The organism is Vibrio sp. 10N.222.55.C7, from assembly GCF_041473335.1.
GTDB lineage: Bacteria > Pseudomonadota > Gammaproteobacteria > Enterobacterales > Vibrionaceae > Vibrio > Vibrio crassostreae_C.
Window position 1 is genome coordinate 19,091 of record NZ_JBFRSC010000003.1, and the last position, 18,645, is coordinate 37,735.

Consider the following 18,645-nt stretch of genomic DNA (forward strand, 5'->3'; position numbering starts at 1 on the left):
TATGTTGAATCTTCCTGCTGAATTTGAACAGTTCCACTGGATGGTAGACATGGTTCAAAACGTCGATATGGGGCTGGTGGTCATTAACCGTGACTTTCAGGTACAAGTTTGGAATGGCTTCATGACGCACCATAGCGGTAAGCAATCGCATGATGCGATCGGTAAGTCGATCTTTGAGTTATTCCCTGAAATTCCTGAAGAGTGGTTTAGGCTTAAAACAAAACCGGTTTATGACCTAGGCTGCCGTAGCTTCATAACGTGGCAACAAAGGCCTTATCTGTTTAAGTGCCGCAACGTGAGGCCAGTAACTCAGCAAGCCGACTTTATGTATCAGAACGTCACGCTTAACCCGATGCGTTCTCCAACTGGGCAAGTGACATCCTTGTTCTTGTCGATTCAAGATGCGACTGCTGAAGCTCTGATGTCTCAGAAAAAGGCTTGACGTACCTTAAGGTGAAAATTGAATCGCCTTATAAGAGCACTCTGAAAACCAAATAAAAATGGCCAAGGTTAATCCCCTTGGCCATTTTTGTATCTGATCCTGTAGTAATGAGTTCGAACTAAAGAAAGGCGTTCCGTGTTCGTTAACTTTAGTCGAGTTGTTGTTAGGCTCTATCAACAGCGGCTTGTATCCGCTGGGTTCTCATAAATAAGCGCATCTAACCTGCCATATTTTGTGGACTTTACCCCGCTCATCCAAGTTTCGAACGTGCTAATCGATCTTGCCTTTGTACTTTATAAATTTCAGGGCTAATGAAAGAGGGCTGAGATCGGCACTCGAAGCGAAAAAAGTCAGAAAAAAATGAAATTATTTAAGAAAAAACGCATTTTTTGATTCAAGAAAAGTGTGATTTTTATGTGATTAAAGGGCACTTTTTTCACAAATTTGCCTTATCGAAGATTTTTTCGCCGAATTTGCAAGGGAAACGTTTGCGCAATAAACCGACAGCGTTTGCGTGAATATGTTGTTAAGTTATTAATTACTATGAATTTAGTAGGAAATGACGGGCGGGAAGCTTTTACCAGATATGGAATCTTTGAGAGGATAGCACAAAAAAAAATGAAATATCAGACTTGCTGTTAGTAAATCACAGCCTATAATGCTGAAAACCGGAGCGTCTGCCAACGCTCCGGTTTTTTTGTGTCCGAAACTCAGTAAAGCGTCTGCCAACGCTTACCGAAAACGCACGACACGTAATATGATTACAGGACAAATTATCATGCGTATCGAACAAGAACTTAAGTTAGGTTTCAAAGATGTACTCTTCCGTCCGAAGCGTTCTACCCTTAAAAGCCGTTCTCAAGTTGAATTAACCCGCGATTTTACATTCAAGCATAGCGGTCGTCAATGGTCTGGTACTCCAGTAATTGCAGCGAACATGGATTCGGTAGCAAGCTTTGAAATGGCAGCTGCTCTAGCAGAGCACGGTGTTATGACTGCAGTACACAAGCACTACACAGTAGAGCAGTGGGCTGAGTTCGCAAAAACAGCAGACAAGAAAACGCTGAACAACGTATTTGTTTCAACAGGTACTTCTGAAGCTGAGTTTGAGAAAACTAAGCAAATCATGGCGCTTAGCGACGAATTCGTATTTATCTGTATTGATATCGCTAACGGCTACTCAGAGCACCTAGTTGAGTATGTACAAAAAGTACGTGCTGAATTCCCGACTAAAGTTATCTCTGCTGGTAACGTTGTAACGGGTGACATGGTTGAAGAGCTAATCCTAGCTGGCGCAGACATCGTTAAGGTTGGTATCGGCCCTGGTTCTGTTTGTACTACACGTGTTAAAACAGGCGTAGGTTACCCTCAACTTTCTGCAATCATCGAGTGTGGCGACGCAGCACACGGCCTTGGCGGCATGATCATCGGTGACGGTGGCTGTTCATGTGCGGGTGACGTATCTAAAGCGTTCGGCGGCGGTGCTGACTTCGTAATGCTAGGCGGCATGCTAGCAGGTCACTCTGAGTCAGGCGGCGAAGTTGTAGAGCAAGACGGTAAGCAATTCATGAAGTTCTACGGCATGTCTTCACAGTCGGCTATGGACAAGCACTCAGGTGGTGTTGCTAAGTACCGTGCTGCAGAAGGTAAAACTGTTTTACTTCCATACCGTGGTTCTGTTCACAACACGATTTCTGACATCCTTGGTGGTGTACGTTCAACTTGTACATACGTAGGCGCAGCAAAGCTTAAAGAGCTAACTAAGCGTACGACTTTTATCCGTGTACAAGAGCAAGAGAACAACGTATTCGGCAAAGAGTAACGTTTAAAACACTTGTTTAAAATTTTAAGAATTGAGCCACTTTAAAGTGGCTCTTTTTTTACCTGAAATTTGGCAAGTGGCGACAAAGTGGCGACAGCCGAGTAAAAAATTTTGTGGCGACAGGTTACAGGTTAGAGAGAGGGTTATGGATAATTGCTTCAGATAGGTGATCAGGTGCGAAGTGGGCATAGCGCATTGTCATGCTGATATCGGCGTGGCCTAGAATATCCCTTAGCACTAAAATATTGCCGCCATTCATCATGAAATGACTTGCGAACGAATGACGCAAAACGTGGGAGGCTTGCCCTGAGGGTAGGGTGATGCCCAGTTTACTCTTCAATATGTAGCAGAAAGGTGTGTAGCATTCTTCAAAGAGCTTCCCTGAGGTTGGTTTGTATATCTCGTTGTAAAGCTCCTCTGAGATGGGTACAGAGCGATTCTTCTTAGTCTTGGTGTTGGTGAACGTAACCTTATATTTGCTTAACTGAGCGCCTTTCAGCTGAGCAGCTTCATTCCAGCGAGCTCCAGTGGCTAGGCATAGCTTCACTATTTTCTGCATATCTGTTCGGTTGTGTTTAGACACGTGTTCAAGCAATAAAGTAATGTGCTCTTTATGAAGAAAAGACATAGTGCGTTCGTGATCTTTAAATGGCTTCACTTCTTCCAATGGGTTTGGTCCTTTCCACTCCCCAATTTCTTTCAATTTAGCAAACATAGCCTTAAAGCGCGCGAGTTCTGAATTTAGCGTTGCGATACTAGGCGCCCCTTTTTGCCAGCGCGCATCAACAAAGCTAATTTGTCCACTCATTCGGTTACTTCTGAATTCAGAGTATGTTTTTGCATTGAAAACTGTCGCTATAGGGTTACCCATCGCGTTAGCCATTCTTAGAAATTTACTATGAATAACATTGCCTTTGGTAAGGGTTGCACCATAGTGTGAATACCAAAGCTCAATAAGTTGAGACAGCCTTCGGTGATCCGGCTTGTCTCCCATCCATGGCTTATCGTCAACTTCCTTCATCGTGTGAAGCTCAAAGGCTTTAGCTTCGCCTTTTGTAGCAAACTTCTTACGAACACGCTTTCCCGCTCGCCCATTTGGGTAACATTCGCAGATCCAAGGTTTGGTAGAGCCATCTTTTAAATTGCGGATAGACATAATAAAGCCTAAAATAACTGTATATAAAAACAGTATAAGTCGAGCTAAAACGGAGAACAATGTTTTATATCGGACAAAAAGCACAGGTTAGATACCTTTCTCAAAGTGCTAAGAAAGCTAATAGGTTTTTGCTATGTACCAATCAATTCATGTGACTGCTGGTTACAGTCATTTCAAAATCAACAGTGATGGTCCAATTGGGGTAAGTAAGAAGAACCAAGGGGTGATTGATGCGCTATTGAAGCTAGGCAATCGCTTTACGGCGCCATTTGGTGGGTTTATAGAAGCAGAGAACGTAGTGGGTTTGAAATGGGTAAAGCTGGTCGATATAAAGTATCTATGCACTGATGAGGAAGCCGAAACTATCGAATACGTGATACAAAAAGACCACTATGTAGTAGGGACGTATCAAGACCGGAAGTTGTATATTTTATTGTTTGGTGGGGAGCCAAAGCACCATCAGATTAAAGGCCTTGAACAAGATGGGAAAAACAATGTGTTTGGGTTATTTTGATGCTTTAATGTTAGGCATACTACAACCCACTAAAATTTACGATAGCTTTTACTTTTTAGACAGTTAGGGGATTTCCCAATCAACAGTTTAGTACATACATCTTTATTGTTTGCGTTCATCTATTTTGGTTTGTATTTACCGGATTTGGACCTTAAATTGATGGGTATATTGCATCATCGCTCCATCATTACGCATAGCCTACTCATTCCATTGCTGCTGTTGTTTGTTAAATCGAACGTAACAAAGCCCATAGTTGCTGGCTTGTGTGTAGGAGTAAGCATTCATTTAGCGGCTGACTTACTGTCACCAATGAAAGGTTTCTCGCTCATCTACCTTCCGGCGCCAATTAAGTCATCAATTGGTGCTTGGCAGTCGTTTGTTTGGCTAGGACTGAACGCGCTAGTTGGTTTGTATTTGGCAGTTAGATTGACGAGTTTTCATAAACTCATCGTTCCAAGTGCTTATGTTTGTGCTTCGCTGTGGTACGCCTTCTACAATGAGCAGAATATCTTTGTACTTGTACCTACAGCGATAACTTTATTTGTGTGTTTTAGATGCCGATTGATAGTACAAACTACTAGCTAAAGTGGCCAGCCAGTTCTAGAATTTTCATATTGTCGGTGAAGCTTACTTCCTGTCCGTGCGGATTCAAACAAAAGTGGTTAGCGGTTAACATCACTGCATTTTCTGCATTGTATCTAGCAACATTTCTATCGACTACTTGTTCCCACCCAGTACTTTGAGATGAACCGAAAAAAGTTTGTAGTATGTAATGAAGACTTTGTTCAAAACCAATTTGGGCGTCTGCGGAAAATTGAATAGGAGGAATGTTCCTATTGCTTGGCAGGTTATAGGCATTTGAGTTTGAGTTAGAGTTAGAACGATATGGCTGTTCTTTATATTTGGTTAAATTTATATAGTGCTTGGGATGCAATCTTTTTAAAACAGAAAGAACCGTTAATGGCAGTATTTTAAATTGTTTTCCACTGGATTTAGCCAACTCTAAATCTTGGATTACTTTATCGATCTCTCTTAGTGATGTCATATTGTGCCAATCAAAAATACTAACCAATATTTGTAAAATGTGTGGGGCATCAAATGAAAAGTCATCACCAATTATTGGTTTTAACCTACTTTTCAAATATTGTTCAGTGCTTGGCGGTGGTAGAGTTACAGTCTTATGAAAGAAACGACTCAAATAAGAGTGGGCATCAAAATTATGACCATAGATTGCTTTAATAGAGTGTTGTAATTGATCAGTGTCAGTAGCGACAATAAATACAAAATTCTTAGTATCAAAGAAGTGCTTAATGTTCTCAATCACTTCAATTGCATAGCTTGGTCGACACCGATCTAATTCATCTACGAGTATATAAATCGGACATGCTTTAGGAGTATCAGAGTCTTCAAGTGACTTGATAAGTGAAACGGCCATATCTTCTAGAGTGGATTTGAATTCCGTAATACCTTCAACCTTCTGCCGCTGCTCAACTAAGCTCTTCAGTACTTCTTTTAATGCCTCACCACATTCATTTTCAGTAATATCAAAGCCTAAAGTTTCACGCGCATCTTCGAATAGAGACTCGTCACCAGGAATACCTGTTTTATGCTTAACGTATCCAACAGCCATTGCTGGTGCAGCTTTACGAATAAAATGGCTGCTTTTGTCTAGAAGGCCTTTAGCAAATTTCTTGTTGTCACTTCGTGGGTTTTTTAGTTGCCCTTGAAAACAATCGACAAGCGCTAACATAGCATCTTTGGAAAAATCGGATTGCCATGCGTCAAAGTAAACCACTGGATGAGTTTTAGATAGTTCGTTATACCAACACTGTAAAAAAGTTGTTTTCCCAGCACCCCATTCAGCGTTTAGATTAAGCACATAACCATCATCAGATTTTGAGTTTAGGAATTTGGTTAAGTGTGTAGAAAATGGTTTGTTATCAATAATTTTATACTTATCGAACGTTTCTGAGTTTGGAACTGGAAGTGTCATACTTAGCCTTATAAATTTGTGCCAATTGAGCTAGTAGCCGTAAATATATCGATGCCTACTTAAATAGTAAGAATGCTCTTCAGTTAAGCCTTCTATTTTTGTTTGTTCACTGATACCTAGGGCATTGAGTGTCGAGATGGATAGCGAAGGACTAATTAGAAGTTGACCAGAATCAGAAAACGAGATCAGTCCTTTGTCAAAGAGCTTGTCGGCGTTTGGAGAAAGTGGAAGGCCGTTGTAGCCGTCAATTTTTTCTTCATCGTCACTTAAAACCCAAGAAACAATATGTGAAGCAATTAATAGTTCTGGGATAGCAATATTAGTAACTGGACAGGTGTTATCCCAAATATCAAGGACTTCGTCTCGGAAAGCTCCTTGTCCGATACGAGCATTTGCCCTTGCTTTTCGAACGCCACCTTTAGTTGCTTTGCGTTTCTTGCGACCCTTTGTTGCAGTTTTAGGTTTTGATGTTTGTTTAAGGTCATCCAAGTTAACGCTATCTAAGCTAGATAAGATAATACCAGCTACACCTTCAGGGATAGAAACCATGTAGTTTTGTGTTGCATTACCTTCAACGTTAAAGAGTTTTGGTTCGCATTGTTCGTTAAATCGTTCAATGATGTGATGTTTAAATTCTTCGGTAGGCACTGGGCGATCTAGTACAATGAGGTTTACGTCGACTTTATTGCCATCTTTCTTCCATTCATCATAGGTTCTGCTTTCAGGCCTAGTCGCTGGGTAAGCATTTTTTAGTGCTTGAGCAACGTATATAACCCGCTTGTTCTCATGGCAAATTATAATGTCATCTTTCCTAATGTTAGGAACATGCTTCCAGCCTGCTTTTACAGTCTTTTCACCCTTTTCTGTATATGTATGAGAGGGGGCCCAAAGAAACTTGTGTTCTTTTACTTCTTCATGTGAGACACCGAGATTTGCCCAGTAATAAGCCATTAGTCACCTTTAATACAATTTCTAAGTGATTGAGTTATCGCATGAAATAACTTTGTAGTAAACTGATGGCAATGAATAAGGAGCCATAAGTTTGAAAAAAATAGATGGAGAATGCTTAAAAGAAGTCCAGGAACGATTCTATGCAGATATAGAAATGTTTGAAGACCTGTTACTGGAGTATGAAGTTGAAGATGATGAGCATAAACGAATGGTTTTGGCTCGAGAGATTGCATTGATAGAACATTTGCAACAAAGTTTCGACTACAATGGAGTTATCGGTGGAGATGGACAACGTCAGTATATACAACAAAAAATACTAGAAGAGTTGTACTCTATGACTGTCCCTAAAGATGATGATGATATTCGGATAGGCTATGGTGGAAGTAAACCTAGAAACCGAGTTAGGAAGAACAAAAAAGCAATCATATTACTCGGGTTGCCTGCTTCAGGGAAATCTACAGTTGCCCAAGTAATGTCCGATATGCAGGGAGCTTATATAGTCGACTCTGACTTTGCAAAACGAAAGTTTCCAGAGTTAGCTTTTCCTAATGGTGCAGGATGGACTCATGACGAGTCGGATGATCTAGTCCATGGTAATGATGATTGCGTCCTTGTTCGTTGTTTAATGAATGATGTAAATATGGTTATACCAAAAGTTGGTTCCAATCCAGACTCCATTCGCCGTGTTTACGATACTCTAAGTACATTCGATTACGATATATCATTAGGCTTAGTTTGGCTCGAACCTAAAGAGGCGCTTAAAAGAGCTATCAAGCGTTATCAAAAATCTAAACGATATGTGCCGATATCAAAGATTATTCAGGGTGAAAGTGAGACTTCTCCAAAGGAAGTGTTCGAATTGCTTGTTAACGAACTGAAACTAGAAAGCCATGTCCATCTATCAAGTGAAGTTGATTATGGTGAGCCATGTGGCATAAATGCGTTGAGTGAAGATTGCATTTGGTGGTAATTAAGGTCTATACTCACGAACATATTGGAGGATAAGTTATGACTAGAGCAGAACGAGTGGCAGCAGCGAAAGAACGTTTGTTTAGCCGCTATCCTGATCGTGATGAGCAAGAAGTTAAGCGTATGGAATCTTTTAAAGGTTTGACAAAAGAACAACTTAAAGAGCGTTTCCAAAAAGCAGCTGAAGAGCGTGGCGTTAGAGTTGCTCAAGAACGTGAAGAGCAGGATACTGCCCACTAATAATTTACTTGCTATTTGATTCAAAAAAAAAGCACCCTTCTGGGTGCTTTTTTTATTTCTTTGGCCCGTAATGTTGGTTTAGACCATTATCAAAATAATATTTACGCTTAACCCAAACAAATCCGTCACCTTTAGATATAACAGCGACATCAATTGGACCACCAACAGTATCACTATCATTCGATACCTTACGCTTGAAGGCCGTTAAGTTAATTAATGATTCTGCCATGTATGCCATTTCATTTTTAGGGAGGTGTTTTATCATTTCGACAACTTTTTTGATGTAGTTGCCCCGAATGAAATCTCTAGTATCTTGAGCGACTTCGGAGTATTTGGTTTGAAGAACTTCAAAATACTCAGCTTTTAAATCGTCTTGTTCTTCTTCGGGATAGGCTTGCTCGATTAACTTATCGATACAATCTAAAGCGCTAAAGTATAAATCTTTAGACTTTTCATTGAAATGCGATCTGATTTGTTTGTTGACACCTTGCATAAAGGTATCAACTTCATCTCGTTGAGCAAATGCTTGTAAACCCGCTGTCTGTTTTGGCGATAACCCCGTTGGCTTTTTATCGTAGTATTTCAATTTGCCTTGATAGACGCCATATACATCAAAGTTATACATTTGAGGTAAGTATTCATCCTCACCATAGCCAGCGAACACAAAGCCAGTTGTATTATCGTAGAACATATCAACTTTAGTTATACGCGAAGCACAAAGTGCTATAAAGCTCTTACATGGCTCCTGTTCAGCTGTTTCTTCTACGTTGAAAAAATTGTTGAAAAGGGCTAGGGCTAGTTCTTTAGTATCTTCTCTAGCTTGCTTTTCATCTTGTTCGCCAAAACCATCATATAACTCAGAGCTTTCCTCAAAGTTTTCTATTATTAAATCTACCGCTTGGTGAAATGCTTGTATTTCATCTGCTGTTACTTCGCCTTCTGGGCGCTGTATCCCCGAAAACTCGACTACTTTTTCAAAAGTGTCTTCAATGATGAAGTCTAGGTAGTCGGAATATTCTTTCTCTACGGCTTCGAAAGGTAGTTTTGTAAAAAACTCTTCGGTAAATGAAAAAAATGACTTAGCGTATTCTTTCAAACTGGAGAATGAACTCTCTCCTAACTTGACTCTGTGTTGCTTAATAATCAATTCCCAAGGGATACCCAATATATCGCTTGAGCCATAAATCATTAGGCCAACTGGTTGATGTTTTGTTATTGCAAATAACTTCTCAGCATTATTATAAATTTTATGTGATGCTTGCCCACGACTGATTGATACTGCCGAATCTGCCGCAAGAGTAATCGCTGAACGGTTATAAATAGCAACTTCTGCTGTCATTACTTCTTCTCCATTACCAGCGCTACTCTACCCACAACTCTCACTTCATCTTCTTCGACTGTTAGAGTCGAACCGTTAAAGCTGATCGCTAGTTTCTTACCTGGTAGGCGCTGAATGTCGTTTAGCGAGACTAGGCCGTCCATATCTACTAAGTACGTACCACTAATTGCTTGTTGATTCTCTTTGTCAACGATGTACGTATTTTCTCCATCACGTATTGCCATTGGATTGGCTACTTCAATGTCATTTAAATAAGACTTATCGAACGTGAGAGTTTGTAGGTTCTCAAGCTTTCCATGCTTAATGTTGAATGAGTCAATATCGAACAAGAATTTTGTCTCAAGGCGTTTTGATTGGTGTTTTTGCGATTCTCTGTTCGGAAATGGCTCCCCCTCTCCAAGAGTTAACCACTTCAAAGATGCACCTGTGTACATATGTGCTCTTAGCACAATCTCGAAAGGGCAAAGCGCACGCTTATGCCAAGTGGCTATTGTAGAAGCAGAAATATCTAGTTTTTCGCCGAGCTCTCTGATTGTCTTGGTTCCTAGGATTTCATGGAGCCTATCTGTGACAAGCTTCCCACCTTGATAATCAAAAGAGGTCAATTTGGCTTGATTTGTTCGCATATACGATCAATAATCCAATTCAAATGGACTGCGAGCTGCAACTCATAAGTCCGGTGTTCAACATTTAGTAACTTAACAGGATATCACTATGCTCTCATATCAAGTAGTCCTAAATACGCCTTTCATGACGTACGACCAATACTCTCAGTTCTCTGGAATGCCTAAGCGTACCATCATGGATTGGGTAGCCGATGGGCGCTTACCTATTAAAACTAAAGCAAAAGGTAAAGAAACTCCCCTCATCAACATGATCGCCTTAGTGGAAATGGCGACTCGTGAAGCTATGGAAAAGTTGGGGTAGGCCGTCATGCGTTTATCTTCCCTAATTCCAACCAAGGAGTATTGCCCGTTGTGGCTCAATGTTCTTGGTTGGGGCTTCGTTTTCGTCCCGTTTGTCTTCAATTGAGTATTGGTTATGAACGAAATTGACTCAATGTGCGAATTCCGTGGCTCTAAACAAAAGGCATTTAACGAAGCGTGTTGTGCATTTGCGAACTCGGAGAACATGACCAAGTTAGCAAAGGCCGTGGATATGAATGCCACAATGCTGCGTAACAAGCTTAACCCAGAGCAGCCGCACATCCTTACCAGTGTAGAACTTGTGTTGATCACCAAGGCAAGTGGCAACTTCACCATTCTTAATAGCCTTTTGCTTGGCCTCGGTGTGGTGACTGCACAAATCCCCAACGATGCGAGTGAAGAAACTTTCATTAAACGCGCATTAGAAAACGCGATGCACTCCGGTGACTTGTCTCGCATGGCTTTAGAGCATGCAGGACAAGATCGCCTTAGTCGCACTAACAAACACGTCATTATCCAAAAGGCACAAGCGGGTATTAGCAACCTTGTGCTTCTTATCAACGATATAGAAAGCCGCACAAAAGGCGTTTCCCCATTCTTAGCTATGAGTGTGGATTTGGTCGCCAATGGTTCGGCTATTCCCGGCTTAAGTTAGAGGAAAATAGTATGTCAGTTGCAACAGTCGAACATTCAAACCTAGATGTACCACCGCTAGAAAATCCATGCCCTGATTTGCCTTGTTGGTCTTTGAACCGTGAGCAAAAAGAACGTGGCCTTTCAGCATTACAGCGCACGCGAAGAGAACTTGGCGAGCGCCAACTAAAGCCACTTCGTTCAAGACGTGAAGAGTTACAAGCTCAGTTTTCCAAGAGTGATTGCCGCGCTGAACAAATGCGTCTTTCACGTGAAATTAACCGAATTGATGCCAACGCGCAGGATGTACTTTCGCGCTGGTCATAACCTCGTTACACCCAAGAAAACCTAGCCACTAGGCGTATGCCTACACCCTTTATCCCTCTTTGATTTAAAGAGGGAGGGTTTTTTATATCCAAAATTTTAGGAATTGATGATGAGTAACATTGAAGAACACCTATTTAGTCAGTCTTTTAACCAAATCGCAGAGCGCTTTAGTGTAAGTAATGAAGAGCAGCAACATCGAGTTTTAATTCAGCTCGATGCTATCGCGAAGAAGCAAGAACCAATTGCTACCCACCGCCCACAAGAAGAAGTGTTAGCCGATATCAAAGAAGCAATGGAAAGCGATCGAGCTCGTGTGTTCTTTGGCTATTCATTTCCAAGTTGGTATCGCAACGGTTCGATTGAACAAGTTTCACAGCTTCACCATTGGGCGAACTTAGATATGAGTAACCGCCATCTGTTTCTTGAAATGCTTGGCCTCCGTGACTTAGGCCACTTTGACGATGAAGCGTTATATCAATTCGAACAGTTCTGTTTATCGGCAGTGGGGGCGTAAGCATGAAATTACATGAAGTAAAAACCCAATCAGAGTTTTTCAACGAGGTTCGTTTAGGTCGTAAAACGGCTGAAATTCGAGTCAATGATCGTAACTATCAAGCCAACGATGTGTTGATACAGCATGAAGTAGACAGCGAAGGCCATAAAACGGGTGCATCCCTGGTTCATGAAATTACGCACGTACTTCAAGGCGGTAAGTTTGGTTTAAGCAAAGAGGTATGCGTTCTTTCTCTTTCAAATTCATCTCATTTAAACAGTGTGATTTTGATGGGGCATCTACGAGATCGTTTAGTGGAAGCTGCCGACTGCATGGAAACCGGCATTGATGTGGTTCGAGAGGCAGGACTCACAACCGCTGATCTAGAAAGACAGATTCAAGACTCACGCTATTTTGCTACAGAGGCAACGACTCTACTTAAAAAGTTAGGGGAGGAGGCTGCATGAGCACTATCTCTGTTTATCAGAAAGACTTGAACCACGCGTTGCGTTCAGAAGGGTTTACTACTCGCAAGATTGAACAGTTCATGCGTGTTTTCAATATCACAGAAACTAGCCAGGGCGATGTGCTGAGCTTGGACTCTACTCGAGCATTACTTGTGAATGTGAACGGTACTGAACAAGGACTCTGCTTGGAGGATTTCATTACCGCTTGGTGGGCTTTTTGGATTGTGGTTTACAACACGGCTTCTGACCGAGATATCGCAAATCAAGCTTTAGGTGCCGTTCGTGCGCTGTTCTTTGTGTCGGCTTGTAATAAATCCACTTCTCAAACTACTCAAATGCAAATGTGGTGGCGTGATATGGCCGATGAACATGGTTACCCAACTGTGGAGGCTTGCTGATGCTGAGTTATGTAGCAGTTGCCCTGAATAGTGGTGGCGGCGTTGTTCGCCATGATGAAACCAATGAAGTGAAGAATGTGTTGCTGGGTGAGTTTGACTCACCAGAGCCAGCGATTGATACGGCTTGCGAGCTGTTCAACTGCCAGCACGTTTTGAACGGGGTGATTATTAAAGGTAATCACACTGGCGGTCATATGATTATGGATACACAGGAGCTAGCTGCGTTATGAGCGAAGCACAGAAAGTTGCGGCTGAAGCGCCTGATTACATTGAAACCCTATTAGTAGAAATGCTGGAAGGTGATCACCCAGATAATGAAGTGTTATTGGGAACTTTATTGTCTGGTGATAGCACTATTCAAGTTCAGTTAAAGATTACCCGTAACCCCGAAGATTTCTTGGATGAGTGTTAATGAAATCAACCTATGCTTCCAAGAAAAACAGGCGCTCACTGCAAAAGGTTCAAACCTCTGGTGAGCGCCTTATTTCGTGGTATCAGGATGTTGATATCAGCAGCATTGAATTTAATGAACAGCAACAAGAGCGATCACATGAAGCTTTCCTTGAATGGGTTGGCGGTGATCAGACTGTTGCTCCAATCCCTAATGACATCGTTTTGTCTTCACGCTCCATGCTCGAGCGTGAGCCTGAAAACCTTTCTGTTGTTGAGCGTAAATTATATGAAGTAAACCCAGCCGATCGAGAATGGCTATCTGGACACTTTTCTGGCCTTCCCCATTACCTGACTAAGTATTTCGCCAATCGCTATGTTTCGATCTTCAAGAAGCAAGGACGTTTTGCTGCGAATACATTTATCCGTGAAAAGATGGTACCCGCGCATAGGCGTGTTCTGTTGGTGCTAGAGCAATACAAACAACTTCCTACTACCTCTAAGGTTGCTTTGCTGAGTGATGCTGTCGATGTCGAAAGCAGCCCTCAGCAAAACAACTTCAAGCAAGCGAATCAACAAGCCAGTTTCGATTTTGAACAGGCCGAGAAAAATCGTAAACCTGTTCGAAGCAAAATCATTGCCGAGCTAGTTGAAGATGAACTTCGAGAGATGGCATTTAAAATCGTGTCTATCTTGATTCGTTATCAAACGGTACTGACTCAAACGATTGAATGTGAAACTGAGAACGGTGAGAACATTGCGGCGCTTATGGTCTACAAGCAGTGTGTTTGTTTGGTGCGTAGCTTTGGGGTAAAAACGCCAAGTGATGACAAGAAGATTACGCCTGAAAATATCATGTCGTTTATTTCTAAGTTGAGTTGTGAAAAGTGGTGGTTTAGACGCTTAAAGCGCATTCGCAAAATTATGCGTGAGCACTTAGCTATTGCTATGGGGCAAGTATCGGCGAAGGCGTCACCTTATGCTTCATGGGATTGCATTCAAGAACATAAAGTTCAGCAAAAGAAGAGCTGGGACTTTATTCAAGGCCACTTACTTCAAGAAGAAACCACTGGCGAAGAAGTTGAAATGGAAGACATGGTATTGAAAAGCATGTCGAACCCTGCCATTCGTCGTCATGAGTTAATGGTTCGTTGTCGTGGCTGTGAAGATATCGGCAATGAACTTGGCCTACAAGGTTTGTTCTTAACGCTGACAACACCATCGAAATATCATAATAGCTATAAGAAAGGCGGTTTCATTCCACATTGGAACGGGGCGAGCCCACGTGAAGCGCAAACCTATTTGAATAAGGTTTGGCAGCGCATTCGTGCCAAGTTAGGCCGTGATGAGATTCGTTGGTTTGGTATTCGCGTTGCTGAGCCACATCATGATGGTACTCCGCACTGGCATTTGCTGATTTGGGTTAAGCCTGAGCATGTGGGCAAGGTACGTGACGTATTTATTCGCTATGCAGTTGATGAAAATAAAGAAGAGCTTTACCCGTTCTTCGATCGCAACGAAAAACGTGCAGCCAAGAAGCAGTCTATTCAAGGTCCATTCAATTATCAGCCTCGTTGTGACTTTGGGTATATCGACCCAGAAAAAGGCACAGCAACGGGCTACATCGCTAAGTACATTTCTAAAAATATTGATGGCTATGCCATGGATGAAGAGGTTTCAAAAGAGACTGGGCAATCTGTGCAAGCGATGGCCAAAAACGTCAACGCTTGGAAGAGCCGCTGGGGTATTCGTCAATTTCAATTTTTTGGTGGTGCACCGGTCACGACTTACCGTGAGCTGCGCCGCCTAGCAAGTCAAAACAAGAAAGCCTTCATGGAATACGTGTTCAAGCAAGAGCGTGAAGATCTGGCTTCTATCTATCTAATGTCTATGTACCGTTTGGTTGGTCCCTTTAAGCCCGCGCATGTCATGACGAATGCAGAGTTAGTGGGTGTGATTGCTGAGAACTACGAGGCGAGGGCTGATACAGATCAAGTGAATGTCGCAGGAACAATGAAAGCGGCCGACCATGGCAACTGGCAAGGCTACATCATGGGGCAGGGTGGCCCGTTCGTTAAGCGTGAGGATTTGCTGATCACGAACTCTTATGAAGTGCTGCCGTTTGCCTCTCCGCATGGCGAAGACGTTCGCAAGATAGAAGGTTTTATTGCTGCAGGTGAGTTGGTTAAGACTCGTCTTAAGACCTGGCAGATAGTAACAAAAACTGAAAAGAACGATGACTCTGAAGCGGGGGCTTTTGATCTTGCTCTTTCTGGAATCTCTGATTCCTCTCGGAGTTCTGTCAATAACTGTACGCGATCGCAGAAAGTACAGGTCAGCGATCAGCTTAAGCGATTATTAGAACCTTACTCTGTAGGTGGTGGATTACCGCCAAACATTGATGGTTCCGCTCTAATCGCGCTGCAACAAGGTAGCTCAATTCGAATAGATGATGAAACGAGTATAAGAATCCGTCCTGCGGAGCACCTGCCATGTGGCACGGTTCGCCCAGCCCAGCTCGTTGAAGAGTACCAACCCAAGCCAGATTTAAGCTGGTTAGATAAATTGGAGGTAAAACCCTCTGGACCACTAACCGGAGAAGATGACGATTATGAATATGAACAGCCTAATTTATCGTTCTTTCCTGAAACCAACGAGTGGCCGTTGATATAAGGTTCAAATTAATTATCAGAGTGACGGGGGATCTCGGTTCATAAAAACACGGTATGAATACTTACAAAAGTACTGTATATTCATACAGTCTTTTGGTTTGGAGTAGAGCTATGTCATTAAAACAACGGGACATATTTTTACATGCGATGGAGTTCATTATTGATGCTGTAGCACTCAGCACTGAAGGTGAAAGCAGAGCTGATGTAGGTATTTATTTGATGGGTTTATTGGTTGCAGACCAAAGAGAAGAGTTGAAGCCTGAAACGTTAGCCGCAATGAAGCAGCTAATTGAAATGGCTGATGGTGGAGATAGCCCGGAATTTAAACTTTAGAGGATTGATAGCTGTTGTTTTAGTTCTTGGCGCTGATCGGGTGCCAGGGCTTTAACCATTTCAAAAGCTAACTGAGAAGTCGTTTTAGCTGAAGGGCTAAGAGTATGGCTGAAGGTTAGGTTCATCACGAAAGAGTGGCCACATTCGGGGTCACTACAACTACAATATAAGTCGCTATAACCCGCTGAAATACGGTTTGATTTTTGTATGCGGGCTTTCTCGCCACACTCGGGGCAAACTACTCTCATATGACACCATAAACCTATCTAAATGATAGCTCCATACTACTAAAATATGGTGGTGATTTATACAGTTCTACCGTTTTAGAGGTCGTCTTTTTGTCTTTCACGATGGGAGTGTTTACCTAGAGTGAACTATAACGGTCTTACTGCGTATACATATTTTAAATTTTGTGAAGCGATCAGGCACCAGTGAAAGGTAAGTTGTTGTTTATTAGCTTGATAAATGTGTATTCTTCTTTCCATAAAATTTCCCAAATAGAAAAATTGTGTATTTAAATACAGAGTTTTTCTGTCTAAACAAAGCTATTAGGCTTACTTCTTACGATTAAGGAAGATTTATGAAAATTAGAACTACTTTATTATCATTACTTTTTATCTCATCTCCATCCTTTTCTGGAGATCCTGGGTTTATAGATTTTGCATTAAAACAAGCTCATGAAAGAGGGTTTACTGGTTGTGATACGGCAATAAGAGAGATATTCAAGAATGCCGGCGGGACTGATATTCGCATTAATACTAGTACACATATTGACAACCCAAAGCAATTTACAATGACTAGTACTTGGGGAATCAAAGGAGATTCAATTTTTAAAAACGTTACGTTATTTAAAGTTGGGACTCAATGTACATATGACCTTACTTCAATAATACAATCTTCAAAATCATGTATGGCATACTCTAAGGAAATGTCTTCGTTTGATTATGTTGCGGAAACAGGAGATTACATCTGGATGAAGAATAAAGGGGGAGTAAATATGCTTCTTCACCCTACAGGAGCGGGTTGCACGTCTGTGTTCACGCTTGATCAAAAATTTTAGCATCGAGCTTGAACTGCAGCACTTCCCATAGCCACCGCTCATGGTGGCTTTTTTATGCCTGTCTCACAGCCCCACGGAAAGCACGCCCAACCCACGGGAAACGCACTCCTCCTACCCGCCTGCGACGTTTTTGATCTCATTTTTTCGCAATTCTATTTCAGTGAAATTCTGCCGCCGCTATGAAGCCCTAACAAGCCGCTAGCCCTTTAGGAATAACAGGGCTTGCGGTGAATCAGCAGCGCTCAAAACGGCTTACAGAGCGCCTAATAAAATTGCGAAGAGTGCAAGAAATTGCAAGGAATTGAAGTTCTGATGATCAGTATTGATCTGATTGGTTTTGTTAAGTGGTTGAAAATATGTTGTTTTTGTATTTTAGGTCAGTTTTTTAATGATCGTTTGTGCTTTGTGAGGATCATTTTCGGTGTTGTTCAGCCCTTATGGAACAAGGGCTGAACGCAAATGACAGACAAAAACAAAATTGCAAAAAATGTCACGCTACTTAGGCCGCAACATTGTTCAAATTGAAGGTTAAATGGAGATGTTTGGGTACTTCTGGGTCGCGGTTCACGGCGTCCATGAACATTTCACAAGCGGGTATCACTTCATTTTTGCAGTAAACGTAATCAAATTTAATAGGGTCACCACGCGTACCACCATTTGGAATGATAGCAGCCAGTTCGACAGGGAAGCGATGGCCGGTGATCACCTCTTGTGCGGTGACGTTCTTAATTTTCTCGTACTCATCTTTGGTCGCAATGTCGCCAACGGGTATGAGTTGAATCCCTTTCTCATTGCCGTTTGGAATATTGATGAACATAGAACGGAAGTTACCCACGCCACGGCTTGAAGCCATCTTCTGCTTTAGGTCGTCTTCATCTTCTTTACTTAAGTTCGGGTCGGTAGCGTAGAAGATAAAGCCCATGTGCAAACCGTTCTTATAGTAGCGGCGGCGGAACGTGGTTGAGTCTTGACTAAGTAACGCTGATTGAACACAACCAAGGTAATCTGGTCCACCATAAACTTGCTGGACTGGGTCATATTGTTTGATGAATATGATGTCTTCTTTCTTGTAACTCTTCTGTTTGTCGCCACGCTCTAAGAAAGCAAAATTACCATTCTTACGTTTGCGTAAATACATAGTAGGAATGGGCCATAGCCCAATGACTTTGCCAAAGTAATTACGCAGCTTAAGCAGGGCCGTGTCACCAAATTCTAAGAAGTCATGCACGGCCGATTGCATTTGTTGCTTCTGCATTCCGCCTTGGGTGTAACGACCTGAGATCATATTGCGGCGAGCCATTAAGATAGAACCGTGATAAGCGTTGGCTCTAGTGAGTTTGTTTAACCCAACTCTATCCAAAGGTGGTTCCCAGTAGTCACCGTCTTCGTTGTAGTAAAGCTCGTTGTAATCGTAGTTGGTGAAATCACGATCCATGATTTCAGGCTCACCAAAGCTAAACATCAAGCTTTCATCATTAGCGGATTCTTTTGTGATTATCTCTGTTGTCTGTTCAGTCATT

General features: G+C 42.0%; 23 protein-coding genes. 16 read left to right on the forward strand and 7 right to left on the reverse strand.

What is annotated here, in order from left to right; all coding sequences use genetic code 11:
• The first annotated feature begins 1 nt into the window (after position 1).
• Both AB4482_RS00300 and AB4482_RS00305 read left to right on the forward strand, forming a co-directional pair.
• Positions 2-442 (forward strand): PAS domain-containing protein, encoded by a 441-nt coding sequence (locus AB4482_RS00300; RefSeq protein ID WP_017062430.1) that lies wholly within the window; start codon positions 2-4, stop codon positions 440-442.
• A gap of 778 nt (positions 443-1,220) precedes the next feature.
• Positions 1,221-2,264, forward strand: coding sequence for a GMP reductase (locus tag AB4482_RS00305; RefSeq protein ID WP_065584791.1), 1,044 nt, complete (start codon positions 1,221-1,223; stop codon positions 2,262-2,264).
• A 124-nt stretch (positions 2,265-2,388) separates the two neighbouring features.
• Here AB4482_RS00305 and AB4482_RS00310 read toward each other — a convergent pair whose 3' ends face one another.
• Entirely contained in the window at positions 2,389-3,420 is a 1,032-nt protein-coding gene (locus AB4482_RS00310; RefSeq protein WP_372180333.1) for a tyrosine-type recombinase/integrase, read from the reverse strand.
• A gap of 133 nt (positions 3,421-3,553) precedes the next feature.
• Here AB4482_RS00310 and AB4482_RS00315 point away from each other — a divergent pair, with 133 nt between their 5' ends.
• Positions 3,554-3,934, forward strand: coding sequence for a hypothetical protein (locus AB4482_RS00315; RefSeq protein WP_102350666.1), 381 nt, complete (start codon positions 3,554-3,556; stop codon positions 3,932-3,934).
• A gap of 577 nt (positions 3,935-4,511) precedes the next feature.
• Here the strand turns inward: AB4482_RS00315 and AB4482_RS00320 are convergent.
• Together AB4482_RS00320 and AB4482_RS00325 are read right to left on the reverse strand one after the other, a co-directional pair.
• The gene (locus AB4482_RS00320; RefSeq protein ID WP_372180334.1) at positions 4,512-5,927 is read right to left on the reverse strand and encodes a P-loop NTPase fold protein; all 1,416 of its coding nucleotides are present in this window, start codon (positions 5,925-5,927) and stop codon (positions 4,512-4,514) included.
• Positions 5,928-5,957: 30 nt separating this feature from the next.
• On the reverse strand, positions 5,958-6,878 hold the full coding sequence (locus AB4482_RS00325; RefSeq protein WP_372180335.1) for an HNH endonuclease: 921 nt from the start codon (positions 6,876-6,878) through the stop codon (positions 5,958-5,960).
• A 91-nt stretch (positions 6,879-6,969) separates the two neighbouring features.
• On the opposite strand from AB4482_RS00325, the gene AB4482_RS00330 reads away from it, so the two are divergent.
• A complete protein-coding gene (locus tag AB4482_RS00330) occupies positions 6,970-7,848 on the forward strand; it encodes a zeta toxin family protein (protein ID WP_372180337.1) in 879 nt (292 codons plus the stop codon).
• A gap of 38 nt (positions 7,849-7,886) precedes the next feature.
• On the forward strand, positions 7,887-8,087 hold the full coding sequence (locus AB4482_RS00335) for a hypothetical protein (RefSeq protein WP_372180338.1): 201 nt from the start codon (positions 7,887-7,889) through the stop codon (positions 8,085-8,087).
• A 52-nt stretch (positions 8,088-8,139) separates the two neighbouring features.
• On the opposite strand, the gene AB4482_RS00340 is transcribed toward AB4482_RS00335, so the two are convergent.
• Together AB4482_RS00340 and AB4482_RS00345 are read right to left on the reverse strand one after the other, a co-directional pair.
• Positions 8,140-9,426 carry a hypothetical protein gene (locus AB4482_RS00340; RefSeq protein WP_372180339.1) on the reverse strand — a complete coding sequence of 429 codons (1,287 nt, stop codon included), beginning with the start codon at positions 9,424-9,426 and terminating at the stop codon, positions 8,140-8,142.
• Complete coding sequence (locus AB4482_RS00345) at positions 9,426-10,052, reverse strand: helix-turn-helix domain-containing protein (RefSeq protein ID WP_372180340.1); 627 nt, start codon at positions 10,050-10,052, stop codon at positions 9,426-9,428. Before AB4482_RS00345 ends, AB4482_RS00340 begins: the two co-directional genes overlap by 1 nt.
• A gap of 88 nt (positions 10,053-10,140) precedes the next feature.
• On the opposite strand from AB4482_RS00345, the gene AB4482_RS00350 reads away from it, so the two are divergent.
• From AB4482_RS00350 to AB4482_RS00395, 10 genes are all read left to right on the forward strand, one after another.
• On the forward strand, positions 10,141-10,353 hold the full coding sequence (locus AB4482_RS00350; protein WP_004742462.1) for a hypothetical protein: 213 nt from the start codon (positions 10,141-10,143) through the stop codon (positions 10,351-10,353).
• A 114-nt stretch (positions 10,354-10,467) separates the two neighbouring features.
• Positions 10,468-11,007, forward strand: a complete 540-nt coding sequence (locus AB4482_RS00355; RefSeq protein WP_372180341.1) for a phage regulatory CII family protein — start codon at positions 10,468-10,470, stop codon at positions 11,005-11,007.
• 11 nt (positions 11,008-11,018) lie between these two features.
• On the forward strand, positions 11,019-11,312 hold the full coding sequence (locus AB4482_RS00360; RefSeq protein WP_086051197.1) for a hypothetical protein: 294 nt from the start codon (positions 11,019-11,021) through the stop codon (positions 11,310-11,312).
• Between the two features lie 109 nt (positions 11,313-11,421).
• A complete protein-coding gene (locus AB4482_RS00365) occupies positions 11,422-11,826 on the forward strand; it encodes a hypothetical protein (protein ID WP_372180343.1) in 405 nt (134 codons plus the stop codon).
• Positions 11,827-11,828: 2 nt separating this feature from the next.
• A complete protein-coding gene (locus AB4482_RS00370; protein WP_372180344.1) occupies positions 11,829-12,272 on the forward strand; it encodes a DUF3850 domain-containing protein in 444 nt (147 codons plus the stop codon).
• Positions 12,269-12,670 (forward strand): hypothetical protein, encoded by a 402-nt coding sequence (locus AB4482_RS00375; protein ID WP_016788132.1) that lies wholly within the window; start codon positions 12,269-12,271, stop codon positions 12,668-12,670. Before AB4482_RS00370 ends, AB4482_RS00375 begins: the two co-directional genes overlap by 4 nt.
• Positions 12,670-12,900, forward strand: a complete 231-nt coding sequence (locus AB4482_RS00380; RefSeq protein ID WP_016798823.1) for a hypothetical protein — start codon at positions 12,670-12,672, stop codon at positions 12,898-12,900. The genes AB4482_RS00375 and AB4482_RS00380 overlap by 1 nt, the downstream gene beginning before the upstream one ends.
• Complete coding sequence (locus tag AB4482_RS00385; protein ID WP_372180346.1) at positions 12,897-13,082, forward strand: hypothetical protein; 186 nt, start codon at positions 12,897-12,899, stop codon at positions 13,080-13,082. The genes AB4482_RS00380 and AB4482_RS00385 overlap by 4 nt, the downstream gene beginning before the upstream one ends.
• Complete coding sequence (locus AB4482_RS00390; protein WP_372180347.1) at positions 13,082-15,733, forward strand: replication endonuclease; 2,652 nt, start codon at positions 13,082-13,084, stop codon at positions 15,731-15,733. Before AB4482_RS00385 ends, AB4482_RS00390 begins: the two co-directional genes overlap by 1 nt.
• 110 nt (positions 15,734-15,843) lie before the next feature.
• On the forward strand, positions 15,844-16,065 hold the full coding sequence (locus tag AB4482_RS00395) for a hypothetical protein (protein WP_372180348.1): 222 nt from the start codon (positions 15,844-15,846) through the stop codon (positions 16,063-16,065).
• On the opposite strand, the gene AB4482_RS00400 is transcribed toward AB4482_RS00395, so the two are convergent.
• Positions 16,062-16,313 carry an ogr/Delta-like zinc finger family protein gene (locus AB4482_RS00400; protein WP_016788138.1) on the reverse strand — a complete coding sequence of 84 codons (252 nt, stop codon included), beginning with the start codon at positions 16,311-16,313 and terminating at the stop codon, positions 16,062-16,064. The genes AB4482_RS00395 and AB4482_RS00400 overlap by 4 nt on opposite strands.
• Positions 16,314-16,645: 332 nt before the next feature.
• Here AB4482_RS00400 and AB4482_RS00405 point away from each other — a divergent pair, with 332 nt between their 5' ends.
• The gene (locus tag AB4482_RS00405) at positions 16,646-17,125 is read left to right on the forward strand and encodes a hypothetical protein (protein WP_372180349.1); all 480 of its coding nucleotides are present in this window, start codon (positions 16,646-16,648) and stop codon (positions 17,123-17,125) included.
• Between the two features lie 499 nt (positions 17,126-17,624).
• Here the strand turns inward: AB4482_RS00405 and AB4482_RS00410 are convergent, their stop codons facing one another.
• Positions 17,625-18,644: a phage portal protein gene (locus tag AB4482_RS00410; RefSeq protein WP_372180350.1), complete on the reverse strand. Its 1,020-nt coding sequence runs from the start codon at positions 18,642-18,644 to the stop codon at positions 17,625-17,627.
• Position 18,645: the final 1 nt, after the last annotated feature.

Coding starts and splice junctions, on each gene's coding strand:
- AB4482_RS00395 (WP_372180348.1), top strand. CDS start 15,844: ATGTCATTAAAACAACGGGACATATTTTTACATGCGATGGAGTTCATT.
- AB4482_RS00385 (WP_372180346.1), top strand. CDS start 12,897: ATGAGCGAAGCACAGAAAGTTGCGGCTGAAGCGCCTGATTACATTGAA.
- AB4482_RS00365 (WP_372180343.1), top strand. CDS start 11,422: ATGAGTAACATTGAAGAACACCTATTTAGTCAGTCTTTTAACCAAATC.
- AB4482_RS00310 (WP_372180333.1), bottom strand. CDS start 3,420: ATGTCTATCCGCAATTTAAAAGATGGCTCTACCAAACCTTGGATCTGC.
- AB4482_RS00410 (WP_372180350.1), bottom strand. CDS start 18,644: ATGACTGAACAGACAACAGAGATAATCACAAAAGAATCCGCTAATGAT.
- AB4482_RS00375 (WP_016788132.1), top strand. CDS start 12,269: ATGAGCACTATCTCTGTTTATCAGAAAGACTTGAACCACGCGTTGCGT.
- AB4482_RS00390 (WP_372180347.1), top strand. CDS start 13,082: ATGAAATCAACCTATGCTTCCAAGAAAAACAGGCGCTCACTGCAAAAG.
- AB4482_RS00315 (WP_102350666.1), top strand. CDS start 3,554: ATGTACCAATCAATTCATGTGACTGCTGGTTACAGTCATTTCAAAATC.
- AB4482_RS00320 (WP_372180334.1), bottom strand. CDS start 5,927: ATGACACTTCCAGTTCCAAACTCAGAAACGTTCGATAAGTATAAAATT.
- AB4482_RS00345 (WP_372180340.1), bottom strand. CDS start 10,052: ATGCGAACAAATCAAGCCAAATTGACCTCTTTTGATTATCAAGGTGGG.
- AB4482_RS00300 (WP_017062430.1), top strand. CDS start 2: ATGTTGAATCTTCCTGCTGAATTTGAACAGTTCCACTGGATGGTAGAC.
- AB4482_RS00360 (WP_086051197.1), top strand. CDS start 11,019: ATGTCAGTTGCAACAGTCGAACATTCAAACCTAGATGTACCACCGCTA.
- AB4482_RS00350 (WP_004742462.1), top strand. CDS start 10,141: ATGCTCTCATATCAAGTAGTCCTAAATACGCCTTTCATGACGTACGAC.
- AB4482_RS00380 (WP_016798823.1), top strand. CDS start 12,670: ATGCTGAGTTATGTAGCAGTTGCCCTGAATAGTGGTGGCGGCGTTGTT.
- AB4482_RS00405 (WP_372180349.1), top strand. CDS start 16,646: ATGAAAATTAGAACTACTTTATTATCATTACTTTTTATCTCATCTCCA.
- AB4482_RS00340 (WP_372180339.1), bottom strand. CDS start 9,426: ATGACAGCAGAAGTTGCTATTTATAACCGTTCAGCGATTACTCTTGCG.
- AB4482_RS00325 (WP_372180335.1), bottom strand. CDS start 6,878: ATGGCTTATTACTGGGCAAATCTCGGTGTCTCACATGAAGAAGTAAAA.
- AB4482_RS00370 (WP_372180344.1), top strand. CDS start 11,829: ATGAAATTACATGAAGTAAAAACCCAATCAGAGTTTTTCAACGAGGTT.
- AB4482_RS00335 (WP_372180338.1), top strand. CDS start 7,887: ATGACTAGAGCAGAACGAGTGGCAGCAGCGAAAGAACGTTTGTTTAGC.
- AB4482_RS00400 (WP_016788138.1), bottom strand. CDS start 16,313: ATGAGAGTAGTTTGCCCCGAGTGTGGCGAGAAAGCCCGCATACAAAAA.
- AB4482_RS00355 (WP_372180341.1), top strand. CDS start 10,468: ATGAACGAAATTGACTCAATGTGCGAATTCCGTGGCTCTAAACAAAAG.
- AB4482_RS00305 (WP_065584791.1), top strand. CDS start 1,221: ATGCGTATCGAACAAGAACTTAAGTTAGGTTTCAAAGATGTACTCTTC.